Raw genomic sequence first — 25,459 nt, 5'->3', positions numbered from 1 at the left:
TAGTTTCCGCCTGCTAAGCAGGACCGGTGGCCCCCTCCCCTCCCTCCCGCCAGCGCTGTGAAGCCGTCCACGGCCACGCTGGGTGACCTCGGCTTCGAGGCGATGGTCCTGGGCGGCTGCACGCCCTCGGGACAGATTGAAGCGCTGTTCCGCGAAGACCGCGGGCTCCGGGCGGTGGTCATTGAGGTCCGGGGAGACCTTTTCCTGCTGACCCGGGACCAGCTTGACCACAAGATGACCGGGCGGCTGGGCTACGGAAGGGCCCTTAACGCCCGCGTGACGGCAGAGGCGCTGGTGCCGTGCACCACGTTCAGCCTGCCGCCGTCGCTGGATCTTCGGCAGGCCGCGGCCGCGATGCTGGGCCGGCCCGAGGAGAGCAGGTACCAGGATGTCCTGGTGGTTCCCGCCTCAGGGGCACCGCGCGTGGTTCCCGTCTCGCAGGTCCTCGAGGGCCTGTCCGATGTGTTCCGGCATGCCGCCCTCCATGATCCGCTGACGGGCCTGGCCAACAGGCTGGGGTTGGAAGAGTCCGGGCAGGCCCTGCTGGCCGGCGCCACGTCCGCCCGGACAGCGGCACTCTATGTGGACCTGGACGATTTCAAGGTCGTCAACAACACGTTCGGGCACAGGGCCGGCGACAAGGTGCTCACCGCCTTCGCGGCGCGGCTCCAGGCGTGCACCAGGCCGGCGGACAGGGTGGCCCGGCTGGGCGGGGACGAATTCGCCGTGCTGCTGGCCGACGTCGACGAAACCGGCGCCCGCGCCCTTGCGGACAGGATCCTCCGCGTCCTGGATGCTCCGTTCGTCCATGACGGACACCTGCTCCAGGTCTCTGCCACGGTGGGGCTGGCCATGGCGGGCGACGTTGGGGCGGCTGGGCTAGGGGCGGGCGGTGTTGGGTCTGGCGGGCCCGGCGCCAGCGGGCAGGATCCCGGGACCCTTCTCGAGGACCTGCTGCGCCAGGCTGACGCGGCCATGCTCCAGGCCAAACACGAAGGCAAAAGCAGGCTTGGCCGGATCGATCCCTCCCAGCCGGCCAGCCGGTTCGCCCGCCAGGCCCTCATCCGCCGCAGCCTGCCGCAGGCACTCGCCAGCAAAGCGTTCACTCTCCACTACCAGCCGCTGATGGACATCCCTACCGGGGCGTGCCCCGCGGTGGAGGCGCTGCTGCGCTGGCAGGACCCCGAGCTGGGCGCCGTCTCACCCAGCGAATTCATCCATGTGGCGGAACACTCCGGCATGATCCACGCCGTGGGCCGGTGGGTCATTGACCAGGCGTGCGCACAGGCCCGGCTCTGGGCGGACGCCGGCACGCCCCGGGCGGTTTCAGTCAATATTTCGCCCCTGCAGCTGGCCGCCGGGAACCTGGTCACAGTCATCCACGAATCGCTTCAACGGCACGGGCTGCCTGCCTCCCTGCTGAACATCGAGATCACCGAGAGCGCGGCCATCACGGACCTCCCCTCCGCCATGGCCCAGCTGCGCACGCTGATCAGCTCCGGCATCGGGGTTGCCCTGGATGACTACGGGACGGCGTATTCGTCCCTTTCCCTCCTGCGCGAGCTTCCCCTCACGGGACTGAAGCTGGACAAGTCCTTCATCGACACCATCGACACGGATTCCACGTCTGCGGTACTGGTGGCCAGCGTGATGGCCTCAGCCAGGGCCCTGGGCCTGCGAACCACGGCCGAGGGCGTGGAGCGGGAAACGCAACTGGAAGTCCTGCGGGACCTCGGTTGCGATACCGCCCAGGGCTACCTCATCGCGCGGCCGCTGCCTCCGGCGGAGCTCCCTGACGCGTGGCCGGCAGAAACAAGAGCGGGCGCGACGGCGGCCGGACATGAGTTGGACTGCTGAAATTGTCTACATTGTAGACCTTGGGCGTAGACTGACTACTAAGCAAGCTGAGGAACCACCCATCCAGGGACGCCCGGCGTTCAACAGGATGGATTCCCCATGGCCTCACCCGAAAATACCGGCAGCAGCCTACGCCGCCGGAAGGCGCCCCTGAGCCAGGAGCTTGTGCTCTCCACCGCGCTTGCCCTGGTGGACGCCGAAGGACTGGACGCCCTGACCATGCGTCGCCTGGGGCAGGAGCTGGACCGGGATCCGATGAGCCTGTACCGCTACGCGGCCAACCGGGCAGCCCTGCTGGACGGCGTGTCCGAGCTGGTCCTGAACGAACTGGCCATCTTCCCCGATGATCCCGACTGGCAGGCCCAGCTCCGCAAAATCGCCCATGACCTGCGGCTCCTGGCCCTGCGGCATCCCAACGTGGTGCCCCTGCTGGTCACCCGGCCGCTCTCCACTCCCCTGGGCCTGCGCCCGCTGGGAACCCTCCGGCCACTGGAGCAGATCCTTGCCCTGCTGATCGAGGCGGGCTTCGCGCCGGCCGCGGCCCTGCATGTGTACCGCGCCTACTACGGGTTCCTCTACGGCCACATCCTGAACGAACTGCAGGAATACATTGTGGACCCGGAGGAAAACGAGGCCATCCTCCGCCTTGGCCTCCACCGCCTGCCCGCGAAAAGCTTTCCGCACCTCCGGGCACTCGGCCCGGTCCTGGCGGACTACGACGGCGCCGCCGAGCTTGACCAGGGGCTCAGCATCCTGCTCTCCGGCCTGGCCGGCCAGCTCTCCGCCGGGCAAAAGGAAAGCCCCTCCTAGGAGGGGCCTTCAACGTAGTGGTCAATTGTCTTTCGGTCTAGGTCAGCGGTGATGCACTCCCCCTTCCCGGACGCCCCCTGGCGCCCATCCGGACTATGACAAGAACTGACTTTAGTAACTGGATTCCGTCAAGTAAAGGGGTACGGGACAAGTAATTTGGCCCGCCTCAGCGCTGCTCCTGTCATCCCAGGTCAGGCGGCCGGCGAGCGCCCGGCTGTTACCAGTTCCCGCCCTGGGCCGGTGGCTGGACTGGAGGAGGAAGGCACGACGCCGGGCTCCAGCCGCGCGTTGGCCCAGCGGCGGACGGGCGTTTCCACCAGGCGGTGGGACGCGCAGGCCAGCAGCACCGTCAGGGCCGCGGCCAGCACCACGCGGAGCCACAGTTCGGGAACGAGCGGCATCAGCAGCAGGTAGACCGGCAGGTGCCAGAGATACATGGCATAGGACAGGTCCCGGCCGGGCCCGGCAAGCCACGGGTGGCTGAGGACCCGTCCCGCAAAGCCGGCCGGCTGCAGGACCAGTGATCCGATCAGCACGGCGGACAGCAGGGACAGCACTGTCGGCCCGGCCGTCCAGAAGGCGCTGAACCACAGGCCCGGGGTGTCCGGTTCCTTCAGCAGCAACACGGCGGCCAGGAGCGCGGTGCCGGCAAGCGGGCCGGCCCAGCGCGCGGCGTTCCGGAAGGAGGCGTGGGACCGGGATCCGGGGGTCACTGCGGTGAAAACGAGGGCCAGGGTGCAGCCGATCAGCAGCTCGTCGGCCCGCGTGTCCGGGCCGTTGTAGAGGCGGTTCAGCGGAGCGCCGAGCAGCACCAGGAGGAACCGTTCCAGCAGGAACGCCCCAGCCAGCCCGGCTGTAATCCAGGCCACCGTGCGGACCTTCCAGAAGCGCAGCAGCACCAGCAGGAGCAGCGGCCACACCAGGTAGAACTGCTCCTCCACAGCCAGGGTCCAGGCGGGGCCAAGGGTTTCGCCGGGTATGGACTCGCCAAACACCCCGATCCGCGCCAGGTTCATCACGTAGCCTGCGGCCGGCAGGACAAAATCTTCCTGGCCGGCCCACTTGGACGCAGGGAAAACCGCGCCCACCGTGACGATCACGCCGCACAGCGCCAGCAGCGCAGGCCACAGCCTGGCCAGCCGCTTGGCGTAGAAGACCCCCAGCCGCAGCCGGCCCGTAGCCAGGTACTCCTTCATGACTGGAGCGAGATCACAAAGCCGCTGAGGGTGAAGAAGACGTCCACGCCGATTGATCCGCCCGGGACCAATTCAGTGACGGTATGGAAGAGGAAGACCCCCGCCACGGCGATGGTCCGGAGCCCGTCCAGGGCGTGCTTCCGCCCGGAGATGAGCCCGCCGCCCGGCGCCGCCGGACGTTCCGGAGCTGATAAATTTCCACTGCTTGACGTAAAAACCACCCATCAAGCATATATAACGTTTCGGTAACTACACTGGAAGGAACCTGGACGCAGGCTCCACGCACCTGACGCAAAGGCGTACGACGGCGGCGCGCGCCGCCGTCGTACGCCTCACCTTATGCCCAGCTCTGGTCCCTGTAGATGCACTCGGAACCCGCCACCTGGAGCGAGGACACCTGGTTCTTCATGCCGAAGGAGGCCAGGTTCCAGCGCTCGCCCGGGTAGATGATGAACCCCGTGCCTGAGCAGTCGCTGTTGTAGTACACCGCAACATTCTTTCCGGTGTGGTTGATGGCAGAGGCCGCGTTGTTGTTCACCTGGACACCCCACCCGGACCGGCCCTGCGGACCGTCCGTGAAGAGCTCGTTGCCCAGGCCTGCGTCACTGTACGCATAGTCGGCACGCGCCCCGCCGAAGTCGCTGTTGAAGTACAGGCAGAACCTGTCCGTCGGGCAGGCCGTCCCGGTTCCGGCCGCACTTGCCGCAGGAACGCCGGCAAACAGTGATCCCGCTACTGCAAGCACGGCGCCCAGTCCTGCTGTTGCTCGTGACATTTTCATAATTCCCCCGAATCAATTGGTTGTGGCCGGAGATTCCGGCCGGCAGCACGGGCATTGTGCGGCCACTGCGAATCCTTCCAAAAGAACAGGGTGTGGGCGATGGGGTGAACTCCCCGTGGGATCCCTGGGGTTGAGCTGCGGTTGGCGTTAGCGGCGGGTGGCGCGTTCCACGATCTCGTGGGCGATCGCGTAAACCTTCCGGTTTGTGTCCTGGCTTTGCTGGCTCATAAGTTCATAGGCCTGGTCTGCGGTGATGCCTGTGCGTCCCATCAGGACGCCCTTGGCCTGTTCGATGACGGCCCGGTTGCGGGCCGACGCAGCAACGGCCTCGGTGGCCAGCTGGTGGCGGTCGGAATGGATTGACTGGGTGAGGTCAACCACCACGCCCCACACGCCCACGGGAACACCATCCTCAAGGATGTAGTCCGCAGAGTACAGCAGTTTGTGCTGGCGGTCCTTGCGGTCGCGGATGGACACGTAGATGGACGACGGGCCTCCAACCGCTGCCACGCGATCCCAATACGCCTGGACCACAGGACGGTCCGCCGGCTCGATGTGGGCGAAAGCCATATCCATGGAAGGGACAACGTCGCCGCGTTCGTATCCGTAGATGCGGTACAACCCTTCCGACCAGTGGAAGACGCCCTCTGCGAAGTAGTACTCGACAAGTCCTGTGGGACAGTCGAGAAAGTCGCCGTGAGGCATCATTGCTGACGAAGGTGCTGGGGAGTTGTTGCTGGATGTCACTGAGGGCCGTTCGGTGTGCTCTGTCCTGGCTTCCCCCGGCCGGGATTCATTAATAATGAGAACATCCTAAACGAGGCAGCACTCCGCCCGCGCAGGGCCAGTTACCGGTTGACGTACTCGCCGTCGCAGGCTGCCTCCTCGGCGTCGCTGCCGAGCACGTAGAGGTCATTGTTGTCCCCGGGAACGCCCTGGTGGACCAGCACGTGGAGCGGATGCGTCCTGCCGTCCGTTTGCGGGATGTCCGCTGCGTGCGGGTTGTGGTCGAAAACGGCGTCGGGAAGCTCCACCTCTTCCTCCCCCGCGCCTTCCGCGATCACCACGCAGCCGCCGTTGCCCACCACCTTGACGTGGGTGTGGTCAGCTGCTGCCGGGCCGGAGGCAGCAAGCAGCAGCAGTGCTGATGCGGCAGAGGCAGCTGCGGCCTTACCCAGTGCTTTTGTGGTTTTCATGACTCGCCCTTTCGATGGTGTCAACGGGAATATCATCGTGGCCAGAAGAGCACGTCCAGTCAATGGGCAGCCCGGGCATCAGCCGAGGTCAGCGCTGCCCGGGCATCCACATGGAGTGCGCGACGGGCGGGGGATGGTCAGGCCTGCCGGCCGGCGCCATGGAGGAGAGCGTCAGCACCAACGGCCATCAGCCGCAGGCGGCGATGGTGCCTGAAGCGGGGAACTACCCGTCAAACCGGGCAACGGTGCTGCCGTGCGGCACCACCACGTGCACGGCGTTGCGCTCAATGGTGAAGTCGGCGGGCGTGGTTGTGGCGATCTCGCCGTCGAGGTTCACCGGCATCGGCGGCTCGGTGACCAGCCGGACACGCTGGCAGGTCAGGTGGTACACGCCGCTGCGCTCCACGAAGCTGCCGTCTTTAAGCATCCGGGCGATCCTGATGTGCTCCCGGAGCGGCGCCCCCGGGATGGCATAGATATCAAGCAAGTGGTCATCAATGCCCGCCGTGGGCGAGACCGCATTGCCGCCGCCGTAATGCCGGCCGTTGCCAACAGCCACCTGCAGCAGGTTCTCTAGCTCCAGCGTTTCATGGTCCCCGTCCGGGAACTCGAGGCGGGCCCGGAACGGCCGGTGCCTGGCATACGCGCGCACGGCGGCAACGCCGTAGGCCAGCGGCCCGAGGTACCTTTTCAGGCGGGGGCTGAGGGTTTCGGTGACACCCACCGAAAGGCCCACGGACGCTACATTCAGGAACGGCTGGCCGTTGGCGCGCCCCATGTCGATGTCCACCACCTTCCCGCCGGCGAGCGCCGCGCAGGCCCCGGCAAGGTCGCTTGGAATTTCCAGCGTGCGGGCAAGGTCGTTGGCCGTTCCCAGGGGAAGGACCCCCAGCACGGTTCCGGTCCCGGCGAGCCGGCCGGCGGCGAAGGACACGGTGCCGTCACCGCCGCCAACAACCACAAGGTCATGCCCGTCGGCAACCACCTGGTCCAGGACTCCGGCCAGTTCGGCGCCGGAGAGCACATGGTGCACGCTTGAGATGGGCAGGCCTGCACTTCGCAGCTGGTCCACGGCGAGCGCCGGCCCCGCAGCTCCCAGGCGTGCCCCGGCGTTGATCACCACGGCAGCGGACTTCGCCTCTTGGGCAACCTTCATGGGGACCATCCTAGGTCCCGCGCGCTGGGAGCTCCCTGGGTAGGCCCCCTCGGCTCGCGCGGAGGAATGGAAGGCGTACGACGGCGGTGCCCGGCCGCCGTCGTACTGGCCACCTTTGGTGCCGGGCGATTTTGGTGCGGGCAGTCAGAAACGGTTGGTGTAGACATCGTTGCTGAAGCGGTTCAGCCCCGGCGCGGCGGCGTAGCCGAGGTGGGGCAGCCCGAAGATGTCCTCGATGCTTCCCAGCAGGCTGTAGTGGTTGTAGGCCCTCTGTGATGTTGTGCCGCCCTTGATGTGCGGGGACAGGACCAGTGCCCCCACGCGGCCGCCCCCGGCTCCTCCCGGCAGCGAGGAAGCGGCGCTTTCCTTGCCTTTGGCCTCGTCGAAGGTGATGACCAGGATCCCGTCCTTCTTGAACGCCGCGGAGGCCAGGATGTCCGGGACGTGCTTCTTCAGCCATGCGTCGGCCCTGGGCAGGCCGCCCTTTGAGCCGTCGTGGCAGGGGTCGTCATGGCCGTCGTTGCACAGGTTGGGGCTGATGAAGGACAGGTTGGGAGTGGTGTCCAGGGACGTGAGGTCGGCGTCCAGGTTGCTGAAATCCACCACGTTGTCATGGCATTCGGGCGAGGATGTGATGGCCGTGAAGTACACAAACGGATTGTGCCTGGTGGCGTACTGGCTCTCGGAGCTGGCGTTCTGGTTGGCGTCCTTCGCGCCGACTTCCGGGTGCCGGCACGGTGCCCCCATGTCCTCCATGTAGCCCTTCCAGGACTTCCCCGCCGCGCTGAGCTGTCCGGCCAGGGTGGGCACCGAATCGGGGTAGACGCAGCCGCTGCCCTCCACCTGGCCTGGTGCGGCCGTCCCGGTGACGGTGAAGGCCTCGTACGTGTGGCAGTCGCTGCTGGTCACGGGGTTGGGGCCCTGCCCGGAGAGCTGCGCGATGTAGTTGGGCAGCGATGAGTGCCCGATCGCGTAGTACTCCGTCAGCAGCACCCCCTGGGCCCGCAGGGTTTTGGAGAGGTAGGGGGCGGGCGAATCCGGGCCCCACACCTTGTCGTACGACTTGTTCTCGAGGTTGATCACAAACACGTGGTCCAGTTTTCCGTCCACGCTCCCGGAGGACGCCGGGCCAGGCGCCGGGCTTGGCGCGGCCTGGCACCCTGCAAGGACAACCGCCGCGACGCAGGCCAGCACGAAAGAAACGCCGCGCCCGCTTTTACGGGACCGTTTCCGGGGATTGTCAGCCGCCATCAATTCCTGCCTCCGGGGAGGACGGACTCAGTACCGTCCACCTGGGGGTTATCCTGCCACCGCGGCGCTGCCAACAGCATGGGCACAAAGCCCCGTTCCGCCTACCCAGCCAGGGCGAAGGCGGCGATGACCAGGCCAATCACCAGGACAACGTTGAGGATCACGTACGGCTGGATGCCGCGCTTGGTTTCTGTGGGCATCCTGCGGCGCCCGTGCTTGCGGTTGACTACTTCTGCCATGCATCGAACCTATGCAGCTCCGGCCGCCGGCGCCCGGGTAATGCCTACTCGTTTTACTAAACCCCACCACTGGGATGCGCGGTCCGGCGGCGGCAGCAGGGTTCATTGCTTCCACCCGGCCCCGTCCCTATGGTGTACCCATGGCGTTCCACCAGGTTCAGAGCGATTACGATCAACTCCAGGGGCTCCTGTCTGAGGTTGGGGACCTCAAGAATTTCCTGAACGGCCTGACCCGCCTCGCGTCCGAGGTGATGACGGAAGCGGCAGGGGCAAAAGTGGAGAGTGCGGTCACCTTGCTCCGGCAAAAGCGCCCGGTCACCATCGCAGGCAGCAGCGAGCTGGCCGTTCGCCTGGACGAGATTGAGCAGTCTGTTGGCGGCGGGCCATGTGTTGAGGCCTTGAGGATCGGCAGGCCGGTGCTGCTGGCGGACGTCTCCACCGACACCCGCTGGCCCACGTACTGCACCGCCCTCGCTGCGGCCGGATGCGGCAGTTGCCTGGGTGTCCCCCTGGATCCGGGAGAAAACGCGGCGGCCGCACTGAACTTCTTTGCCTCCGCCGCCGGCCCCATCAGGGAACCGATGGTCGCCCGGGCCACAACCTTCGCTGAATCAGCAGGCCAGGCCATGGCTTTGGCGGTGAGGATGGCGGCCAAGGACGAGCTCACCGGTGACCTGCGGGCTGCCATGGAAAAGCGGACCGTCATAGACCTGGCCACCGGCATCATCATGGGACAAAACCGGTGCACGCAGGACGAGGCCTTCAAGATCCTGATGAAGGTTTCCAGCAACCGCAACGTGAAACTGGCTGCGATCGCCGAGGAAGTGGTGGGACGCGTCTCGGGCAGCCGCAATGTGCAGACGCACTTCGATGATTGAGGGCGCCTTGCGGATTTCCGCAGACTTCCAGCGTTACCCTTCCCCCAACCACGCGCGGTGGTGATGATTCAAGGATGCAGACCGGCTCAGGAACGTCCAGGTGGTCATTGCCCCGCTCTTCAGTCAGGAGCGGCAATGGCAAAGAAATCTGAAGCCCAGGCGGTGGCGGCCGTGGTGGACCGGCTCGCCGAGCGATTCCCGGCCGTTGAGCGCTCCGTCATCGAGGACATGGTTGCCCACGAACACAGCCTGTTCGCTCACGGCCGCGTCCGGGACTACATCCCCATCCTGGTTGAGAGGGCCGCGAAACTCCGGCTTTCCGGACGGCATCCGCAGCCCGCCGGGCCTCCGCAACCTGCCAGCCCCGCGCAGCCTGCCCCTGCCAGGCCCATGCAGCTGGCCAATGCCGCTAGTGCTCCCGGCGGGTCTCCTGGAGCCGCTTGATGAACCAGCGGGACTGCTCCGGCCCGTAGGGCAGCACCGGGATGGCCTTGGTGGCATCACTCGGGGTGTCCCGGATGGACTGGCGTGCCTGGCGGACCGCGGTGGTCATGGTGTCCGCCATGGTCCGGACGAACTGGTCGCTGCACGGCTTCCCGTGCCCGGGAACCAGGAACTCGTAGCGGTGGCGCAGCGCTGAGATGTGCCGGAGCGCGTCGGCCCACTCCTCCGGGTAGGAGTCCTCGAAGGACGGGTGCGCGCCTTGCTCCACGAGGTCGCCTACGAACAGGGTGGTGGGAGTGCCCACCAGGAGATCGCCGTCGGTGTGGCCGCGGCCCAGGTAGAACAGCGTGGCGGTCAGCCCGCCCAGGTTAACCAGCACGGGCTGGTCCCCCACGACGGCGTTGGGCACCACGAGTTCCACATTCTCGCCCTCGCCGGTGGACATTTCCGGTTCCAGCGTCCCCACGAAGCGGCGCTGCAGGTCCCCGCGCTCATCGATTTCGGTGGCGCAGTTCTGGTGCGCCCAGAATTCGGTGACGCCGGCTTCCGCGAACACCGCGTTGCCAAAGAAGTGGTCGTAGTGGGCGTGGGTGTTGACCACCGCCAGCGGCAGCTGGGTCTTCTCCCGGACCGCGTCCAGGATCTCCCGGGCCTGCCGGGGGCCGCAGCCGGTGTCGATCACCATGGCCCGTTCGGAGCCGACAATCAGTCCGGTGTTGAGCAGCGATCCTTCGGTGACCAGCACATAGTTGTCCGCGCCGACTTCCAGCCATTCCTGCATTGTTTCTCCGTACCTCCGGCAAAAGCAGTGTTCGTTCGTCCAGGGGTCGATTCTATCCAGCACTTCTGAAAGTTCCCGGGAGGACCGGACACCAGCGGTCACTTTAAAAGTAGTGCCAGTGTCCACGGCATATGAATCGCCTGCCCAGCCAGCTGGATCAAGCGAGGCTAGGGCTGTCCTGCCGCTTGTTGCAGTGCTCCGAGGACGGCCCTTTCCTCTTCCGGGTCCGGAGTCAGGGAGACTGCCTTCTCAACATAGGCAAGTGCGGTGTCCGTTCGTCCGGCCGCGTATTCTGCGAGCCCGGACTGCAGCCAAACCTGTGAGTTGACGGGGGCTGCCAGCCTGGCTTGGGCCAGGGTGTTGCGCGCCCCGGAAACGTCACCGGAGGCCAGCTGCCCGACGGCAAGTGAGGTCAGGGACTCGACGGAGCCGGGGTTCGCCTGGAGGGACCGGGCGGACCATTGGACAGCGAACAGTCCCGACGCCGGATCCCCCGCTGCTGCGCGGCCGGCGAAAGCCTGCCCTGCGAGCAGCGCAACGTCCACGTCCCAGGGGCGCAAAGTAGCGGCGCTGTCGAACTCCGTGGACGCTTCCTCGAGCCGTCCATCCCGGACGGCGGCGTTACCCGCTTTGAGCGGGATTTCTGCTGTGGCTGCCAGGCATGCAGCAGCAGCCATGGCGGTGAGGCAGCCCAGCACCCCCATGGTGGCAACCCTCGTCATATTCATGGGGATTCGCTTCTTTGTCCTGGCCGGAGTCGTTTTCTTGGCTTTCGTCCCCGTGCTGGGGGCGGACAGGCCGACGCCGGACAAAGCCCCGGCGCACAGTCCGGCAATGACGGTGGTCGCCGTGTTGGGGAAATGCGTCAGCAGGACAAGGCCAAACGAACATACGGCGCCCATCGCCCCGATAAGGAACAACCGCTCCGAGACCTCGTGGGTGGCTTTGATGTTCCTGGCACCAACCCAGAGCACAGCCGCGCACAGGAAAGCGTTGGCCAGGACAAGTGGCACACCGCCGTCGACCAACCACTGCAGTGCAATCAGATGTGGGCTGTCCGCTGGGTAGTCCGTGCCCACCCGGACGGCGAACTCCTCACTTTGGTAGGCCGGGAGGGCATCTACAAATCGCCCTGGCCCCACCCCGAACAGCAGATTTTGTTGTACCAGGGCCCACGTTGCACCCCACAAGTCCACGCGGCCGCTCACTGTCCCACTTGTCAAAAGTCTTTCGCGGACATCAGGAAAGGCCAGGATGGCAACAGCTGCCGGGGTCATCGTGGCAGCAAGCCAAAGGACCGCATGCCGCCAACGGGATGTGCCGCCTTTCTGCCACGCCAGCCAGCCAATTACTGCCACGATCAGAATGGCGAGAACAATGATGACGGCCCGGGAACCGGAGGCGACTGCCACAATGGCTCCGGCAAAGGCCCCGGCAACATCCCAGGGCGTCTTCGTCCATATAGCCCGCGGCAGGAGGACAGCAGCGCCGGTGAGGCCCACGATCCCCAGGTCTGTCGCGTTTCCGAGGGTGGCCCCGAACCTGAATTCGGCGCTGTCGCCCATGACGTTCCAGCCCCAAGCCGCGGCGAGCGCCGCAGCGGCAAGCAGTGCCAGGCTGCCAGAGAGCAGGCGGGTCCAGTACAACCGGACGGCCGGGTTCGCGCCGGGGCCCAAAAGGCGCGCCCCCACCGGCAGCAACAGCAGGTAGGCGGCAACCGTGGGTACTCCCTCGTATCGGGGCCATCGGCCCCAGAAGGAGGATCCCAGCCCATCGGCCAGGGTTGCTGCCAGGGCAAATGCAGCCAGGACAGCTGCCGCACCCCATGAGGTGTGTGGCGCCAGTTTTGTCCGGGATCCGGCGATGAGTCCCACTCCCAGGCCCACTGCAAGGAAGGCCAGCTTCGGGAAGGTGAAGCGGAACAGTCCAGCCGGCACCAGCACGAAAAGACACGCCATCAATAGCGAGAGCGAAACGGCGGCCGTTCGAACACGGGCAACGCCCGTCCGCTGTTCTGTCAGGGTTTTTGTCACTTCTGCCTCTCGTTGGCGCTGACGTGCCGCAGGGCGGCTGTCCATCGGCAATGGTCCCTCCACAGGAAGGAGCCCCGGCACAATGGTGTACCGGAGCTCCTCCCGCAGGTGTCAGTCCCCTAGTTGCGTGGGAACTTAGCGTTGTACCTGTACATGAAGGCTGCCATCGCATCCCTGTTCACGGCAGAGACGGGAGCAAATGTCTTGCTGCCATCCCCTGCCGTCCATCCCGTGGTGATGTTGGTGGACGCCAGCCAGGTGATCTCCTTATAGAACTGGTTGTCTGTGGCCACATCCGTGAACGGGGACACTGCCGGCGGGGAGAAGGCAGGCTTGCCGGCCAGCCGGTACATAAAGGCCGCCATGGCATCCCGATTCACGGACTGCAGTGGCGCGTAGGTCCTGGTACCGTCGGCTTCGATCCACCCGGTGGTGATGTTGGTGGAGGCCAGCCACGTGATCTCCTTGTAGAACTGGTTGTCCGTGGCCACGTCCTTGAACGGGGACACTGCCGGCGGGTTGAAGGCAGGCTTGCCGCTTAGCCGGTACATAAAAGCAGCCATGGCGTCCCTGTTGACAGGCAGCAGGGGACCAAACGTGCTGGTTCCGTCAGGTGCCACCCAGCCCGTGCTGATTCCGTTCGAAGCCAGCCAGCTGATTTCCTTGTAGAACTGGTTGCCGGTGGAGACATCAGTAAAGGAGGGAGTGGGCGCGGGCGGGCTATCGGGTGTCGTGGCCGAGGCCAGCCGGGTCCCCGTGCCCTTGCCATCGCCGTAAACCCGTACTTCGACTGTGCTCTTGGCAGCCAGCCCTGTCAGTACGACGTCGGACTTTTGCCCGGCGGGCACGGTCACCTTCGGACGTGACAGGTCGCCGTTAACGATGACGTGGTAGTCAGCGGCCACTGCGGAGGCAGTGTTGTCCATCTGGACCGCCGCTTCCGCCGGCTTAGCCGGGTCAACCGTGATGGCGGCTTTCGGATCCGATACTGGCGCAGGGGTTGTGGTTGCGTAGGACAGGTCGCCCGCAGGCTTGTCAGCCCCTGCCGTCGCGGTGACAGGAACAGCGGAGGTTTCGGCGGTAACGCTGCCGGAGTACAGCTTTCCCAGTTCTGCTTTGCTGGAGGGCGGAGTCACTGCCAGGAGGTATTGGCCGCTGGTCAGTCCCGTAACGCTGAACTTGCCCTGGGCGTCGGTGGTTGCCGTACGCGTGACCTTTGATCCGTCCCGCGTGTACGCCTGGACCTTGGCGCCGGACAAACCCGCCTTCGACTTATCGGTGACGGTGCCGCTGAGGCTGCCGCCCTTGACCAAAGTGCCGTCTTTGCCGGCGAAGCTTTGCCCGGCAGTGACGGCAACGGGGCTTGCCGAGGCAACGCCGGTTGACTCCGGCATGTTCTGGTAGAACTGGGCTTCGGCAAGGGAGAATCCGCTGGAGCGGTTGAATGCCACTTTGTAGCTGCCGGCAGGCAAACCAGAGACACTGTAGGCGCCAGTGTTGTCAGAGTAGCCCTCCTTGACCGGCTTTCCGGCGGCATCCAATACCGTGACCGGGTATTGCTCCCCCTCAGCCAGGCCGGTGAGTTTCCCGCTGATCGTTGCCCCCTTCACCATGGTGGCATTGATGCCTGTCAGGTCCTGGGCAGCGGCAAGGGTAAGCACGTTGGCGGTGCTGGACGTAGCCGCGTTGTTGTACCACTGGTCCACAGCGCCGCTGTTGTTTCCTGCAAAGCGCACTTTGTAGGTTCCCTGGGGCAGGCCGGTCAGGCTATAGGTTCCGTCCGCACTGACCGAGCTGTTGGCCACGAAAGTGGCTGAGCCGTCGGCAGTGTCAGCGTTCACGCTGATGCTTCTGAGCTCGGTTCCGGCTGGTGCCGTTACCTTTCCGCTGATGGTGGCGCCCTTGGTAAGCGAGGTGTTGATTCCCACCACATCCTGGCCCGCGGTGACGGCCACGGCGGTGGCTGCTTCCGCTGATGGCGCATTGTTGTACCACTGGGTGACGGCGCCGCTGCTGTTCCCTGAGAACTGGAGCTTGTAGGAACCTGTGGGCAACCCCACCAGCTTGTAGGAGCCGTCCGAACCCACCCAGGTGCTGGCCGCAAAGGTCAGCTGCGAGTCCGTACCGGATGTGTAGGCAACCACGTTTAGTTGCGTTGTGCTGATGCCGGCGGGTGCTGAAACCTTTCCGCTGATGCTGCCTCCCTGGAGCAAGGTTGCATCAATGCCCGTCAGGTCCTGCCCTGCCGTTACTGCAACGGGGGCCGCTGACTCCATACTCCCCGCATCTTTGTACCAAAGGGGCAGCGCTCCGCTGTTGTTCCCGTTAAACTCCAGTTTGTATGATCCCGATTCCAGACCGGGGAGGCTGTATGTGCCGTCCTGCGCCACAGGGGTGGAGGCCGCATAGACCGGCTGGGGCCCGGCTGTATAGGCATTGACGTAGATCGCCGTGAGAGCAGTGCCTGCCGGCCCTGTGACTTTGCCGCTGATGGAAGCGCCTTTGGCGAGCGCGGCATTGATGTTGGTGACGTCCTGGCCAGCCGTTACCGGGACCGCCTCGGCAGTCTCAAATGTGGTGGCGTTGTTGTACCACTGGGAAACGGCGCCGCTCCTGTTACCGGAGAACTGAAGCTTGTAGGAGCCAGCCGGCAACCCTTCGAAGCGGTACGTGCCGTCCGGTCCTACGGAAGTGTTTCCCGCATAGGTGGCGCGGGCGTCGCCGAGGTAGGCCGATACCGTAACGCCGCTTACGGCTACCCCTGCGGGTGCGCTGACGGTTCCACTGATGGAGGCCCCCTTGGCCAGGGCTGCGTCCACACTTGCCACGTCTTCCCCGGCGGCCACTGCCACTGGCGTCGCGGAAGCGAACGATGCTGCGTCCTTGTACCACTGGGACAGCGCGCCCGTGCCATAGGCGGAGAACTGCAATTTGTAGGAACCGGCGTTGAGTCCCGCTACTTTATACGTTCCGTCGGAAGCCACGGACGTGCCAATATTCAGCCCCGCCTGGGAGTCCGCGTTGAAGACACTGACGTGGGTCCGGCTGGGATCCATTCCCGCCGGCATCGTGATCTTCCCGCTGATGGAGGCACCCTTGACAAGGGTGGCATCGATGCCCGCGAGGTCCTGACCCGCCGTGACGGTTACGGGGGTGGCATCGGCAAGGGAATCCGCGTTCTTGTACCACTGGCTTAGGGCTCCGCTGTTAAAGCCGGTGAACTGGATCTTGTAGGAGCCAGCCGGCAATCCGGCCGCCCGGTACGTACCGTCCGATGACAGCTGCACGAAGGAGTTGTAGAAGCTGTTCTGCGAATCTGTTGGCATCACGTTGACGTGGACTGCTCGCCAATCCACCCCGGCCGGAAGTGTTACCTTGCCGCTGATGCTTGCACCCTTGACCAGGGTGGCATTGATGTTCATAACGTCCTGCCCTGCGGCAACGTCAACAGCGTTGGCAGTGCTGAAGGAATCGGCATTGTTGTACCACTGGGTAAGGGCCCCGCTCTGGTACCCGGCAAACTGCAGCTTGTAGGACCCTGCCCGGAGGCCGGACAGACGGTAAGTTCCGTCTGCACCTACTTGGACGTTTCCGGCGTCATCAAACAGCGAATCCCCGCTGTAGGCAGATACACGGATGTTCGTCAGGTCCGTCCCGGATGGTGCGGTGACTTTGCCGCTATTGCTGGATCCCTTGACCAGGGCCGCATTGATGCCGGTCAGGTCCTGCCCTTTGGCAAGGGTTACTGTGGCAGCATCCGCGAAGGTTTCTGCATTGTTGTACCACTGCTCGATTGCGTCAGTGTTGTAACCCGAAAATTTGAGTTTGTACGTGCCGGCGGCCAGACCGGCAAGCCGGTATGTGCCGTCCTGCAAAACAGCGGTGGTGGCGACCTGGCCGAATTCAGATTCAGGCGAGGTGGCGGAAACCTGCAGGCCGGTCGCGTCAATGCCGGCGGGCAGCGTCACCTTTCCACTGATACTTGCACCCTTGACCAGAGTGGCGTCGATCCCCGTGAGGTTCTGGCCCTCAGTCACGGAGACCGGGGTTGCTGCGGCCTGGGACGCGGCGTTTTTGTACCACTGCGTTTCAGCGCCGCTTGCTCCTCCCGAAAAGGAGATTTTGTACGCCCCTGCGGCCAGGCGTTCCATGCGGTAGGTCCCGTCCGGTGCCACGGACGCATATCCCCAGGTTGACTGCATACCTTGAGGTTGGGCGTTTACGAACACGTCCGTGAGAGCTACCCCGGCAGGTGCGGTCACGGTGCCACTGATGGTGGCCGTGTTGGCATCCGCCGCTGTGGCAGAGACATTTCCTAAAAGTAAGGATGCGGCAAGAACTGCCGTGATTGTGGCGATAAAACGCCTGAAAACATGCGTGCGTAAGCGCATTCTGATGAAGCCCCCATTAAAACCCGTGCGGGTGAACACTGCCCCCGCGAGTGATCCCTGCAGATGGCAGGTGATCGGACTCTATAGGAGAAAGATCAAGGTTTACGCATTTCTTTTTATTTATTGCAGCCACGTTCCAGCTGTACTTCCGTTGGAGGGAATGGAAGCGCTTGTTGAGGAGCAATGTCCGGTCGCTTCAGCAGAGGATGCTATTCGAACAGGAGCGAGATTTACAGGTACCAGTGAGAGCCCTGCTGGAATTGCAAACGCTCGCTTAAAGTCCCATTAGAGATTTGCGGTTAGGCCATACTGGCCTGCAGCGTTCGATCAACACAAAAGGATCATCAAAAGCCTGCCGGCGGTTCTCTTGCTGTTTCCTCGTGACAGGGCGAGTGGAGCCACAGCGGGGATCTTCTGCTCAGCCAGCCACGCCATATCCCCACGCACAGCGGCGGCGAGCGGCCGCCGTCGTACGCGTTCCCTTACCGCCATGGAAGCAAACGGCGGCGGTAACGCCGGAGTAACGCGCAGCGGGGTGCACTGGGTCTGCCGGAACAGCTTTCGAGGGAGTGGAGCGCAGACATGGGATGGAGCGGCTGGTTCAATCTGGGTGGGCCTGCGGGCGGGTTCAACGGTGGCCCGGCCACCATCTCCCGCAACAAGGACGTCTGCAACATCTACGTGCGCGGGAATGACAACGCACTGTGGCAGCGCGCCTGGTTCTCCAACAGCTGGCACCCGTGGGGCCGGCACAACGACGGCGGGGTGCTGGCGTCGGAGCCCGCGCTGGGTTCGATGGGCCCGGACCATGAGCACGTCTTTGTGCGCGGGACGGACGGGAACGTGTGGCAGAAGTACTGGACGCGGACCGGCGGGTGGAGCGGCTGGTTCAACATCGGCGCTCCGGCCGGGGGCTTCAGCGGCGGGCCGGCCACCATTTCGCGGAACAAGGACGTCTGCAACGTCTACGTCCGCGGGAACGACGGCGCCCTGTGGCAGCGGGCGTACTTCGCTAACAGCTGGCATCCGTGGGGCCGGCACAACGACGGCGGGGTGCTGGCATCGGAGCCCACGCTGGGGTCCATGGGGCCGGACCATGAACACATTTTTGTGCGCGGGACGGACGGGAACGTCTGGCAGAAATACTGGACGCAGGCCGGCGGGTGGAAGGGCTGGTTCAACATCGGCGCCCCGGCCGGCGGCTTCAACGGCGGGCCCGCCACCATCTCCCGGAACAAGGACGTCTGCAACGTCTACGTCCGCGGGAATGACAACGCCCTCTGGCAGCGCGCATACTACGCCAACAGCTGGCACCCCTGGGGAAGGCATAACGACGGCGGCGTCCTCGCCTCGAAGCCTGCGCTCGGTTCCATGGGGCCCAACCATGAGCACGTCTTCGTCCGCGGCACGGACAGCAACGTCTGGCAGAAGTACTGGGTCCATGAGGTGGAGCCGGCGGGCGAGGTGTCCTTCGGGGTGAGCGAATGCGTCTACAGCTGGACGGCGGCCTATCACCAGTCCGGAACCCGGGTCACCGTCCGGATCCAGCTGAACCCGGACGCCGGCATCAGCGACGCCACCATGAACACCCTGCGGACCACGTGGCGGAACGGCATCATCAACACGTGGTCGGACAGGTTCAGCTGCCTGGCCCCCAACGGCGGCCGCCAGTCCGTCACCTTCGACGTGCAGTGGGTCAGCTCCGGAGGCCACCACGTGGTGCGCGTCCAGCCGGGGCCCGCGCGTTCCAACATGCGGCTGTGGGACACCAGCGATACCGGCGATGTGGCCGCCCACGAGTTCGGGCACATGCTGGGGCATCCCGATGAATATGCGGACGCCGCCTGCCCCGCCAGGAGCCCGGTGAACACCGGCACGGTCATGGCGGACAACACCGAGACCGTGGCCCGCCACTACAATCGGATCACCGGATTCCACGGTTCCGGGCACTCCCCCGTAGCGGGTCCATCAGAGCCGGCTGAGGTCCCCGAGGAGGCCGCCATGACGCTGAAGAACATCGACAACCTGAAGCCGGAACCGCGCACCGCCGTCCTGCAAAGGCTGCGCAGCATGGCCGGCAGCGGCGCAGTCCCCGAGCGTGCGGAGGACACCGAGGTCTCGTTTGAGGTCAGCGGCGGCGCACCGGGTGAACGCTACGTGTACCGGCTGGGTGTCCACGGTGACGGGGCTGCCCAGCGGAGCGTGGTGGACGAGATGCAGCAGGGCGCCGGCGAGGAAACCTCCCACGGGGTGGACCGGCAGCTGGCGGGCCGGGTGTTCCAGGCTGCGGCCGACGCCGGCCTGCTCAATGACGGTGCCCCTTCAGTCCCCCAACAGCAGCTTGAGGGTGAAGTCCTGCCTGACAGCATGGTTGCCGTCCTCACCGTCCGGGACGGCGACGCCATACGGCGTATCGCTTTCCCTGCAGACGAACCCGCCAACGCCGCGGCCAGCCTTCCCGGCGAGCCTGCGGACATCCCGCTGCGGACCCAGGTCCAGCTGCCTGCCGAATCGGTCACGGCCCTGCGCCCGGTCCTGGACGCTTTGGGGGCGGTTGAGGCGGCGCTGTAGGGCCTTGGGGGGCGGGCTCCCGGCGGCGGCCAGGCAGCGAAGGACAGCGTACGACGGCGGCGCGCGGCCGCCGTCGTACTGGTCCCCTTTGGTGCCGCGCAGTCAGGAGCGGCGACTTGGAGCCGTTCCGCGGCCCGGGGAACGGGTCCGTGTCCCGTCCTGTGCGCCTAGCTCAGTCCCGATGCATGTACGGCCTTCTCTGACCAGCGCTGAAGGAATGCCGCCATTGCGTCCCGTCGCACGGGCTCAGTGGGCCGGTAGGATCCGTCTGGGAACCCTGTGGAGATGCCGAAGCAGGACATCCAGGCGATGTCCTCAGCAAATTGCGCGGCGGGAGGGTTATCCGTGAAAACCGGTATCTCTTCTGTGGGCCGGATACAGGAGACGTTGTTGCTGTACCTGCGAAGGAAGGCCGCCATCGCGTCCCGGTTCACCGCATTCTGAGGGCGGAAAGTGCCGTCCTCGTAACCCCTGGTGATACCTGCCGCATGGAACCAGGTGATTTCCTTGTAAAACGCCGTCGTAGGGCTCACATCGTGGAATGGGGACTGGGCGGGAGGCACAAACTCCGGCCTGCCGGCTGCCCTGTACAGGAAGGCTGCCATCGCGTCCCGGTGGATGGTTTCCAGGGGCTTGTAGGTGTTGTCCGGAAAGCCTTGAGTCACTCCCCGCGCTGCCAGCCACCGTATGTCTTCAGAGAATTGAAGACCGTCGGCAACATCAGAAAAGGCCGGCGCCTCTTTCAAGGACATGTCGATGCCGCGGCTTGTTTCCTCTGGACCGACAGAAACACTGGTGGCCGAGCCTGCCGAGGTCCCGTCACTGAACCACTGATCAACCATGCCGCTTGCCCCTGCCGATACTTTGATCCGGTAGCTGCCCGGGAGCAGGGCCGTGATGCGGTAGGAAGAGCCCGGCCCCACCGTGCCGTGGCCCCGCAGGTTGTTGTCCAGGCTTCTTGCCGTGACGCGCAGGCCCTCCGTGGTGGCACCCTCAGGCAGTGTCAATGTCCCTTCAATCGCGGACGCCTTGGGAAGGTAAGCGTCAATGCCTGTCAGTGTGTCAGGTCCGGATATCGTGAACGGTGTAGGCAGTTTCGACGGTTCCCGGCCGTAGTCGACGGACTGAAGGTCAGGATTTTGCGCATGAAAGTAGAGGGTGTAGGTTCCTGGGGCCAATCCCTTTATCAGGTAATTTCCCTGGGCGTCCACCCACGCGAAGGGGCCGTTCTGGTTGGATTCCAGCCGGTAACTGTGCACGGTGATCTTATCGAAAGTGAACCCTTCCGGGACGGACACCTTTCCGGAAATACTTCCGCCAAGGGGAAGTTCCACGTCTATACCGGTGAGAGCCTCGCTTGAAGCTAAGTTCACGGGTTTAGCGAGTTCCCTTGTAATTCCGCCATACCAGGTGTCATGCCCGCCGCTGCTGACGCCGCTGACCCGGACCACGTAGGAGCCTGCCGGTAATCCGCTGACCTTGTATGAACCATCGGCCGCTGTTCTGGTCCAGCCCCAATGCTCGCCATCGGCGGCGCCAATTACAGTCACAGGGAGCCAGTCGACGCTGATACCGGTGCTGGTGGTGACGGTGCCACTAATCGAACCCGTCTCTTCCGCTTCTGCTTGTACAGGAATGCCAAACAGGGACATGGCCACTGCCAGAATTAGTGCCGGCAAGACCCGTGTAAGGCTGTGCCCGGCCCAAGCCCAAAACAGAGTTTTCCCCCAATATAGAAAAAGTGAATGCTGGATAGCAGCGAGCGTGCAATCACCGCACCGCAGGCGAACGATTACGCCTTACAGGCGAAGCGTACCGCGAAGTAATCGGGCTATGAAAGCGAACGACTAAAAGGATGCCCTGCGTGTAGATGGCAATTGCAGCAGACCGAAAAGGCGCGCCGCATCCGGGCATAAGAGAAAAGCGTACGACGGCGGCAGTTGGCCGCCATCGAAATGCTCACCTTCCAACGTCGGGTACAGGCGCTGTTAACGCGGAAGCCCCGGCACTTTCGTGCCGGGGCCCGGGGTCCGGATGCATGAACGGATCAGGCAGCGAGTCCCATCAAGCGGTAAAGGAAAGCCGCCATCGCGTCACGGTTGATGGCCTGCAGGGGGCGATACGACCGGACGCCGTTACCCTCGTCCCACCCAGTGGAGATCTTCTGCTCAGCCAGCCACGCCATCTCCTTGTAGAACTGCTGCCCAGTGGACACATCAGCAAAAGGCGACACGGCCGGCGCGGCGTACTCGGGCGAACCAGCCATCCGGTACAGGAACGCGGCCATCGCATCACGGTTTATCGCCTGCAGCGGACGATACGTCCGGACACCGTTGCCCTCGTCCCAGCCGGTCGAGATCTTTTGCTCAGCAAGCCACGCCATCTCCCTGTAGAACTGCTGCCCAGTAGACACATCAGCAAAAGGCGACACGGCCGGCGCGGCATAGTCGGGCGAGCCAGCCATCCGGTACAGGAAGGCCGCCATCGCATCGCGGTTGATCGCCTGCAGCGGACGATACGACCGGACACCGTTGCCCTCGTCCCACCCAGTCGAGATCTTCTGCTCAGCCAGCCACGCCATCTCCCTGTAGAACTGCTGCACCGTGGACACATCAACGAAAGGCGAAACCGCGGGCGGGACATACTCCGCAGACGTGGACTCGAACGCGTGCGTCCATACGGCCGCCGCGCCGTCGGCAAGAACGTGATCGGTGGTTGCGCGCGCAGTGACCGTCACCGTCCCGGTGCCCGGGTACGTCCCGGCAACAGTCACCGTTTCACCAACCAGGTATTCCACCCCATCAGTCACGGGAATTGTGTACGAATCGTCCTTCGTTCCGTCCAGGTCCGTGAAATCAACCGCTGCAGGAGTCACCGTATACGGCGTTGCCTTGAACTCGTGTGACCACTCAGCCGCCGCGCCTGGCGCGAGCACGTAATCCGTCACAGCGCGAGCCTTCACCGTCACTGTCCCGGACCCCGGATAGGTTCCGGCGGCAGTGGCCTTGTCCCCAACCAGGTACTCCACACCCTCAGTCGCCGGAACCGTGTACGTATCCTGCGCAGTGCCGTCCTCATCCGTGAAGATCACGGCTGGAGGTGTCACCTGGTACGGCGTGGCCTTGAACTCATGCGACCACTCAGCCGCCGCGCCTGGCGCGAGCACGTAATCTGTCTTCGCCCGAGCCGTCACGCTCACGCTCCCCGACCCCGGATACATTCCGGCCGCAACAACATTGCCACCGACCACGTACTCAACACCCTCAGTCACCGGAACCACATACGTATCCTCAGCAGTGCCTTCCTTGTCCGTTAATACAACGGCGGCCGGTGTCACCTGATACGGGGTGGCTTTGAACTCCTGCGACCACTCAGCCGCCGCGCCCTGAGCCAGCACGTAATCCGTCTTCGCCCGAGCCGTCACAGTCACTGTCCCCGACCCCGGGTACGTCCCGGCCGCGGTCACCTTGTCACCGACCAGGTACTCAACACCCTCAGTCACCGGAACCGTGAAGGTGTCCTCGGCAGTGCCGTCCTTGTCCGTGAAGACGACGGCGACCGGTATTACCTGATACGGCGTTGTCTTGAACTCGTGCGACCACGCAGCCGACGCGCCCTGAGTTAGCACGTAATCCGTCTTCGCCCGGGCGGTCACTGCGATTGTCCCCGACCCCGGATAGGTTCCCGCCGCGGTCAACTTGTCACCGACCAGGTACTCAACGCCTTCAGTGACCGGAACCGTATAGGTGTCCTCGGCAGTGCCATCCTTGTCATTGAAGACGACCGCGCCAGGAGTCACCGGATACGGAGTCGCTTTGAACTCGTGCGACCACTCAGCCGACGCGCCCGGAGCCAGCACATAATCCGTCGCAGCGCGGGCCTTCACCGTCACCGACCCAGCACCTGGGTACGTCCCGGCAGCAGTTACCGTTTCACCAATCAGGTACTCCACCCCATCAGTCACGGGAATTGTGTACGAATCCTCCTTCGTCCCGTCCCGGTCCCTGAACTCGACCGCTGCAGGAGTTACCGCATACGGCGTTGCCTTGAACTCGTGTGACCACTCAACCGACGCACCCGGAGCCAGCACGTAATCCGTCACAGCGCGGGCCTTCACCGCCACCGTCCCGGACCCCTGATACGTCCCAGCAGCCGTGACCTTGTCAGCAACAAAGTACTCAACACCTTCAGTGACCGGAACCGTGTACGTATCCTCAGTAGTGCCATCCTTGTCAGTGAAAACGACGGCGTCCGGCGTTACCGGAAACGGCGTCGCCTTGAACTCGTGCGACCACTCAGCCGACGCGCCCTGAGCCAGCACGTAATCCGTCTTCGCCCGAGCCGTCACGCTCACGATCCCCGACCCCGGATACGTCCCGGCCGCGGTCACCGTCTCACCGACCAGGTACTCAACACCAGCAGACACTGGAACTGTGAAGGTGTCCTCCTTCGTCCCATCGTTGTCCTCGAAAATCACCGCATCTGGCGAAACGGTATGAGGGGTAGCCACTGCCTCCGACGTCGAGGTCCATTCGCCCCAGCCAAGCTTGTTTCTTGCACGAACTTTCGCCGTATACAGTCCACCCGAAGGGCCTATCGACGCTTCTGTTGCTACCGTACGCACGGAGGAAGGTCCTGTAGGGCCGGCGAACTCCACCTCGTACTCAAGCACGCCCAGCAAGTCAGGATTGGAAGCCCAGGTGGCAAGCAGAAGTCCCTCATTGAGGGCAAGGGCAGGCCGTTTCCCCCGCAGGGGGCGAGTAGCTATTGTTACCGTTCCAATATTCCCCCGCCAACCGGTGGAGTTTGCATTCATATCCCAAACATTGCCGTAAGAATACGTGTGAATACCCCGCTCGTCGTACAAACTATCGTGTTTGGCGTAGCTAATTGTCGCAACAAAATTTCCCCGGTGAGGATCGTCTGAGGAGTTCACAATTGATCTACCAGTACCGCCATTTCCGAGATGGTCCGAGATCATGACTTGGGCATCAGGAGCGATTCCAACACCGGCGTCATGGGCCTCAACCGTTATCTTTAGCTCTGCTGGGCCGTCTGTAATGTCTAAAATGCTGTCACTCAGCTTCGCGGTGACCAAAGGAGCTTCCTCATCGTCCAGGGACACGACACGTGGGTAGAGGCCGACACCGGAAGAGGTCTGTTCCACGCGATTACCTAAGTGATCTGCGACATTGGCAGAAAATATCCAGTCTCCGCTGCGGATGAACTCGGGGAAAGTGAAGGTTGTCTCATACGTCCCGCGAAGAGCGTCCCCTGAAATCAGCGTCATCGCCTGAGGCGAGATAGGGTCGCCGCCCCTAAAGTTCTGCGGGTCCAACTTAAACGACTCAGGGTCCACACCCGAATCGGCATCCTGCACTTCAATGCGAACCGTTACCTGCGCCGGTCCGTCGATAACGTCGATGACGTCATCGGACATCCATACACTTAAGATTTCCGGTGCGGTGAAATCTTCCGTCACTGCCACAACTGGCCCCGCCCCCGAGGTTATCGCCAGGGCAATAGCTAACGTTGCGGCCCACCTGAATCTGCTCTTCTCCGAGACAGAGACATGGCTTAAAGTGAACAATGGCCCCCCAAACATGACTGTAATTTTGTTGTCCGTTAAACTATGCCACGATTCTGTGGATATGAATGACTGCGCCGTTTATTCAAAGACCTAGACGGCTATCAGCGGCGGGCCGACCACGCTAGTAGATGCCGTGTCGCAGGTGACTACAGATGACCCACCTCGCCGCTCTTACTCTGGCGTTGGCTTCTGCTGCGCGTCCTGAGCCGCGAGGGGGACGGAAGGAACGAGAAGCGCGTCACCCTGAGCCGCAAAGCTGGTAAGCAGTGAGGTCAGTCAGAGTGA

Annotated in this window: 17 protein-coding genes and 2 pseudogenes; 5 read left to right on the top strand and 14 right to left on the bottom strand. The window is 64.1% G+C overall.

The genetic code is table 11. From position 1 onward, the window contains the following. Nucleotides 1-57: 57 nt before the first annotated feature. A complete protein-coding gene (locus WHH00_RS03940; RefSeq protein WP_406636715.1) occupies nucleotides 58-1,857 on the top strand; it encodes a putative bifunctional diguanylate cyclase/phosphodiesterase in 1,800 nt (599 codons plus the stop codon). Between the two features lie 99 nt (nucleotides 1,858-1,956). Further along, nucleotides 1,957-2,667: a TetR/AcrR family transcriptional regulator C-terminal domain-containing protein gene (locus tag WHH00_RS03935; protein ID WP_406636713.1), complete on the top strand. Its 711-nt coding sequence runs from the start codon at nucleotides 1,957-1,959 to the stop codon at nucleotides 2,665-2,667. 191 nt (nucleotides 2,668-2,858) lie between these two features. Here the strand turns inward: WHH00_RS03935 and WHH00_RS03930 are convergent, their stop codons facing one another. The 8 genes from WHH00_RS03930 to WHH00_RS03895 form a co-directional block, all read right to left on the bottom strand. Next, nucleotides 2,859-3,863, bottom strand: a complete 1,005-nt coding sequence (locus WHH00_RS03930; protein ID WP_406636711.1) for an acyltransferase family protein — start codon at nucleotides 3,861-3,863, stop codon at nucleotides 2,859-2,861. Continuing rightward, nucleotides 3,860-4,084 (bottom strand): acyltransferase family protein, encoded by a 225-nt coding sequence (locus WHH00_RS03925; RefSeq protein ID WP_406636709.1) that lies wholly within the window; start codon nucleotides 4,082-4,084, stop codon nucleotides 3,860-3,862. Before WHH00_RS03925 ends, WHH00_RS03930 begins: the two co-directional genes overlap by 4 nt. A 116-nt stretch (nucleotides 4,085-4,200) precedes the next feature. After that, nucleotides 4,201-4,638: a peptidase inhibitor family I36 protein gene (locus WHH00_RS03920; RefSeq protein WP_406636707.1), complete on the bottom strand. Its 438-nt coding sequence runs from the start codon at nucleotides 4,636-4,638 to the stop codon at nucleotides 4,201-4,203. A 153-nt stretch (nucleotides 4,639-4,791) separates the two neighbouring features. Continuing rightward, entirely contained in the window at nucleotides 4,792-5,352 is a 561-nt protein-coding gene (locus WHH00_RS03915) for an ANTAR domain-containing protein (RefSeq protein WP_406636705.1), read from the bottom strand. Nucleotides 5,353-5,492: 140 nt separating this feature from the next. Beyond that, nucleotides 5,493-5,840: a hypothetical protein gene (locus WHH00_RS03910; protein WP_406636703.1), complete on the bottom strand. Its 348-nt coding sequence runs from the start codon at nucleotides 5,838-5,840 to the stop codon at nucleotides 5,493-5,495. Between the two features lie 223 nt (nucleotides 5,841-6,063). Continuing rightward, entirely contained in the window at nucleotides 6,064-6,996 is a 933-nt protein-coding gene (locus WHH00_RS03905; RefSeq protein WP_406636701.1) for a lipid kinase, read from the bottom strand. 144 nt (nucleotides 6,997-7,140) lie between these two features. After that, complete coding sequence (locus WHH00_RS03900; protein WP_406636699.1) at nucleotides 7,141-8,085, bottom strand: alkaline phosphatase family protein; 945 nt, start codon at nucleotides 8,083-8,085, stop codon at nucleotides 7,141-7,143. 263 nt (nucleotides 8,086-8,348) lie between these two features. Further along, nucleotides 8,349-8,486 carry a hypothetical protein gene (locus WHH00_RS03895; RefSeq protein WP_191034820.1) on the bottom strand — a complete coding sequence of 46 codons (138 nt, stop codon included), beginning with the start codon at nucleotides 8,484-8,486 and terminating at the stop codon, nucleotides 8,349-8,351. Between the two features lie 140 nt (nucleotides 8,487-8,626). Here WHH00_RS03895 and WHH00_RS03890 point away from each other — a divergent pair, with 140 nt between their 5' ends. Then, nucleotides 8,627-9,364: a GAF and ANTAR domain-containing protein gene (locus tag WHH00_RS03890; protein ID WP_406636696.1), complete on the top strand. Its 738-nt coding sequence runs from the start codon at nucleotides 8,627-8,629 to the stop codon at nucleotides 9,362-9,364. A gap of 135 nt (nucleotides 9,365-9,499) precedes the next feature. Continuing rightward, nucleotides 9,500-9,808, top strand: a complete 309-nt coding sequence (locus WHH00_RS03885; protein ID WP_406636694.1) for a three-helix bundle dimerization domain-containing protein — start codon at nucleotides 9,500-9,502, stop codon at nucleotides 9,806-9,808. On the opposite strand, the gene WHH00_RS03880 is transcribed toward WHH00_RS03885, so the two are convergent. From WHH00_RS03880 to WHH00_RS03865, 4 genes and pseudogenes are all read right to left on the bottom strand, one after another. Further along, nucleotides 9,774-10,589 carry an MBL fold metallo-hydrolase gene (locus WHH00_RS03880; RefSeq protein ID WP_406636692.1) on the bottom strand — a complete coding sequence of 272 codons (816 nt, stop codon included), beginning with the start codon at nucleotides 10,587-10,589 and terminating at the stop codon, nucleotides 9,774-9,776. The genes WHH00_RS03885 and WHH00_RS03880 overlap by 35 nt on opposite strands. A gap of 167 nt (nucleotides 10,590-10,756) precedes the next feature. Beyond that, a complete protein-coding gene (locus WHH00_RS03875; protein WP_406636690.1) occupies nucleotides 10,757-12,532 on the bottom strand; it encodes an O-antigen ligase family protein in 1,776 nt (591 codons plus the stop codon). A 209-nt stretch (nucleotides 12,533-12,741) separates the two neighbouring features. Then, nucleotides 12,742-13,329, bottom strand: a pseudogene (locus WHH00_RS03870) (S-layer homology domain-containing protein); the annotation flags it as partial. Between the two features lie 420 nt (nucleotides 13,330-13,749). After that, nucleotides 13,750-15,678 (bottom strand): annotated as a pseudogene (locus WHH00_RS03865) (collagen binding domain-containing protein); the annotation flags it as partial. 1,917 nt (nucleotides 15,679-17,595) lie between these two features. On the opposite strand from WHH00_RS03865, the gene WHH00_RS03860 reads away from it, so the two are divergent. Next, a complete protein-coding gene (locus WHH00_RS03860) occupies nucleotides 17,596-19,584 on the top strand; it encodes a hypothetical protein (protein ID WP_406636688.1) in 1,989 nt (662 codons plus the stop codon). Nucleotides 19,585-19,751: 167 nt separating this feature from the next. On the opposite strand, the gene WHH00_RS03855 is transcribed toward WHH00_RS03860, so the two are convergent. Both WHH00_RS03855 and WHH00_RS03850 read right to left on the bottom strand, forming a co-directional pair. Beyond that, nucleotides 19,752-21,236 (bottom strand): S-layer homology domain-containing protein, encoded by a 1,485-nt coding sequence (locus WHH00_RS03855; protein WP_406638486.1) that lies wholly within the window; start codon nucleotides 21,234-21,236, stop codon nucleotides 19,752-19,754. A gap of 395 nt (nucleotides 21,237-21,631) precedes the next feature. Then, nucleotides 21,632-25,066 (bottom strand): S-layer homology domain-containing protein, encoded by a 3,435-nt coding sequence (locus tag WHH00_RS03850; RefSeq protein WP_406636686.1) that lies wholly within the window; start codon nucleotides 25,064-25,066, stop codon nucleotides 21,632-21,634. Nucleotides 25,067-25,459 lie beyond the last annotated feature (393 nt).

This window comes from Pseudarthrobacter quantipunctorum (genome assembly GCF_045291495.1).
Lineage (GTDB): Bacteria > Actinomycetota > Actinomycetes > Actinomycetales > Micrococcaceae > Arthrobacter > Arthrobacter quantipunctorum.
Note: the sequence above shows the minus strand (reverse complement) of the source record. Positions and strands in the feature narration are given on the sequence as shown.

Coding starts and splice junctions, on each gene's coding strand:
- WHH00_RS03935 (WP_406636713.1), top strand. CDS start 1,957: ATGGCCTCACCCGAAAATACCGGCAGCAGCCTACGCCGCCGGAAGGCG.
- WHH00_RS03930 (WP_406636711.1), bottom strand. CDS start 3,863: ATGAAGGAGTACCTGGCTACGGGCCGGCTGCGGCTGGGGGTCTTCTAC.
- WHH00_RS03920 (WP_406636707.1), bottom strand. CDS start 4,638: ATGTCACGAGCAACAGCAGGACTGGGCGCCGTGCTTGCAGTAGCGGGA.
- WHH00_RS03915 (WP_406636705.1), bottom strand. CDS start 5,352: ATGATGCCTCACGGCGACTTTCTCGACTGTCCCACAGGACTTGTCGAG.
- WHH00_RS03910 (WP_406636703.1), bottom strand. CDS start 5,840: ATGAAAACCACAAAAGCACTGGGTAAGGCCGCAGCTGCCTCTGCCGCA.
- WHH00_RS03905 (WP_406636701.1), bottom strand. CDS start 6,996: ATGAAGGTTGCCCAAGAGGCGAAGTCCGCTGCCGTGGTGATCAACGCC.
- WHH00_RS03895 (WP_191034820.1), bottom strand. CDS start 8,486: ATGGCAGAAGTAGTCAACCGCAAGCACGGGCGCCGCAGGATGCCCACA.
- WHH00_RS03890 (WP_406636696.1), top strand. CDS start 8,627: ATGGCGTTCCACCAGGTTCAGAGCGATTACGATCAACTCCAGGGGCTC.
- WHH00_RS03885 (WP_406636694.1), top strand. CDS start 9,500: ATGGCAAAGAAATCTGAAGCCCAGGCGGTGGCGGCCGTGGTGGACCGG.
- WHH00_RS03880 (WP_406636692.1), bottom strand. CDS start 10,589: ATGCAGGAATGGCTGGAAGTCGGCGCGGACAACTATGTGCTGGTCACC.
- WHH00_RS03860 (WP_406636688.1), top strand. CDS start 17,596: ATGGGATGGAGCGGCTGGTTCAATCTGGGTGGGCCTGCGGGCGGGTTC.
- WHH00_RS03855 (WP_406638486.1), bottom strand. CDS start 21,236: ATGTCCCTGTTTGGCATTCCTGTACAAGCAGAAGCGGAAGAGACGGGT.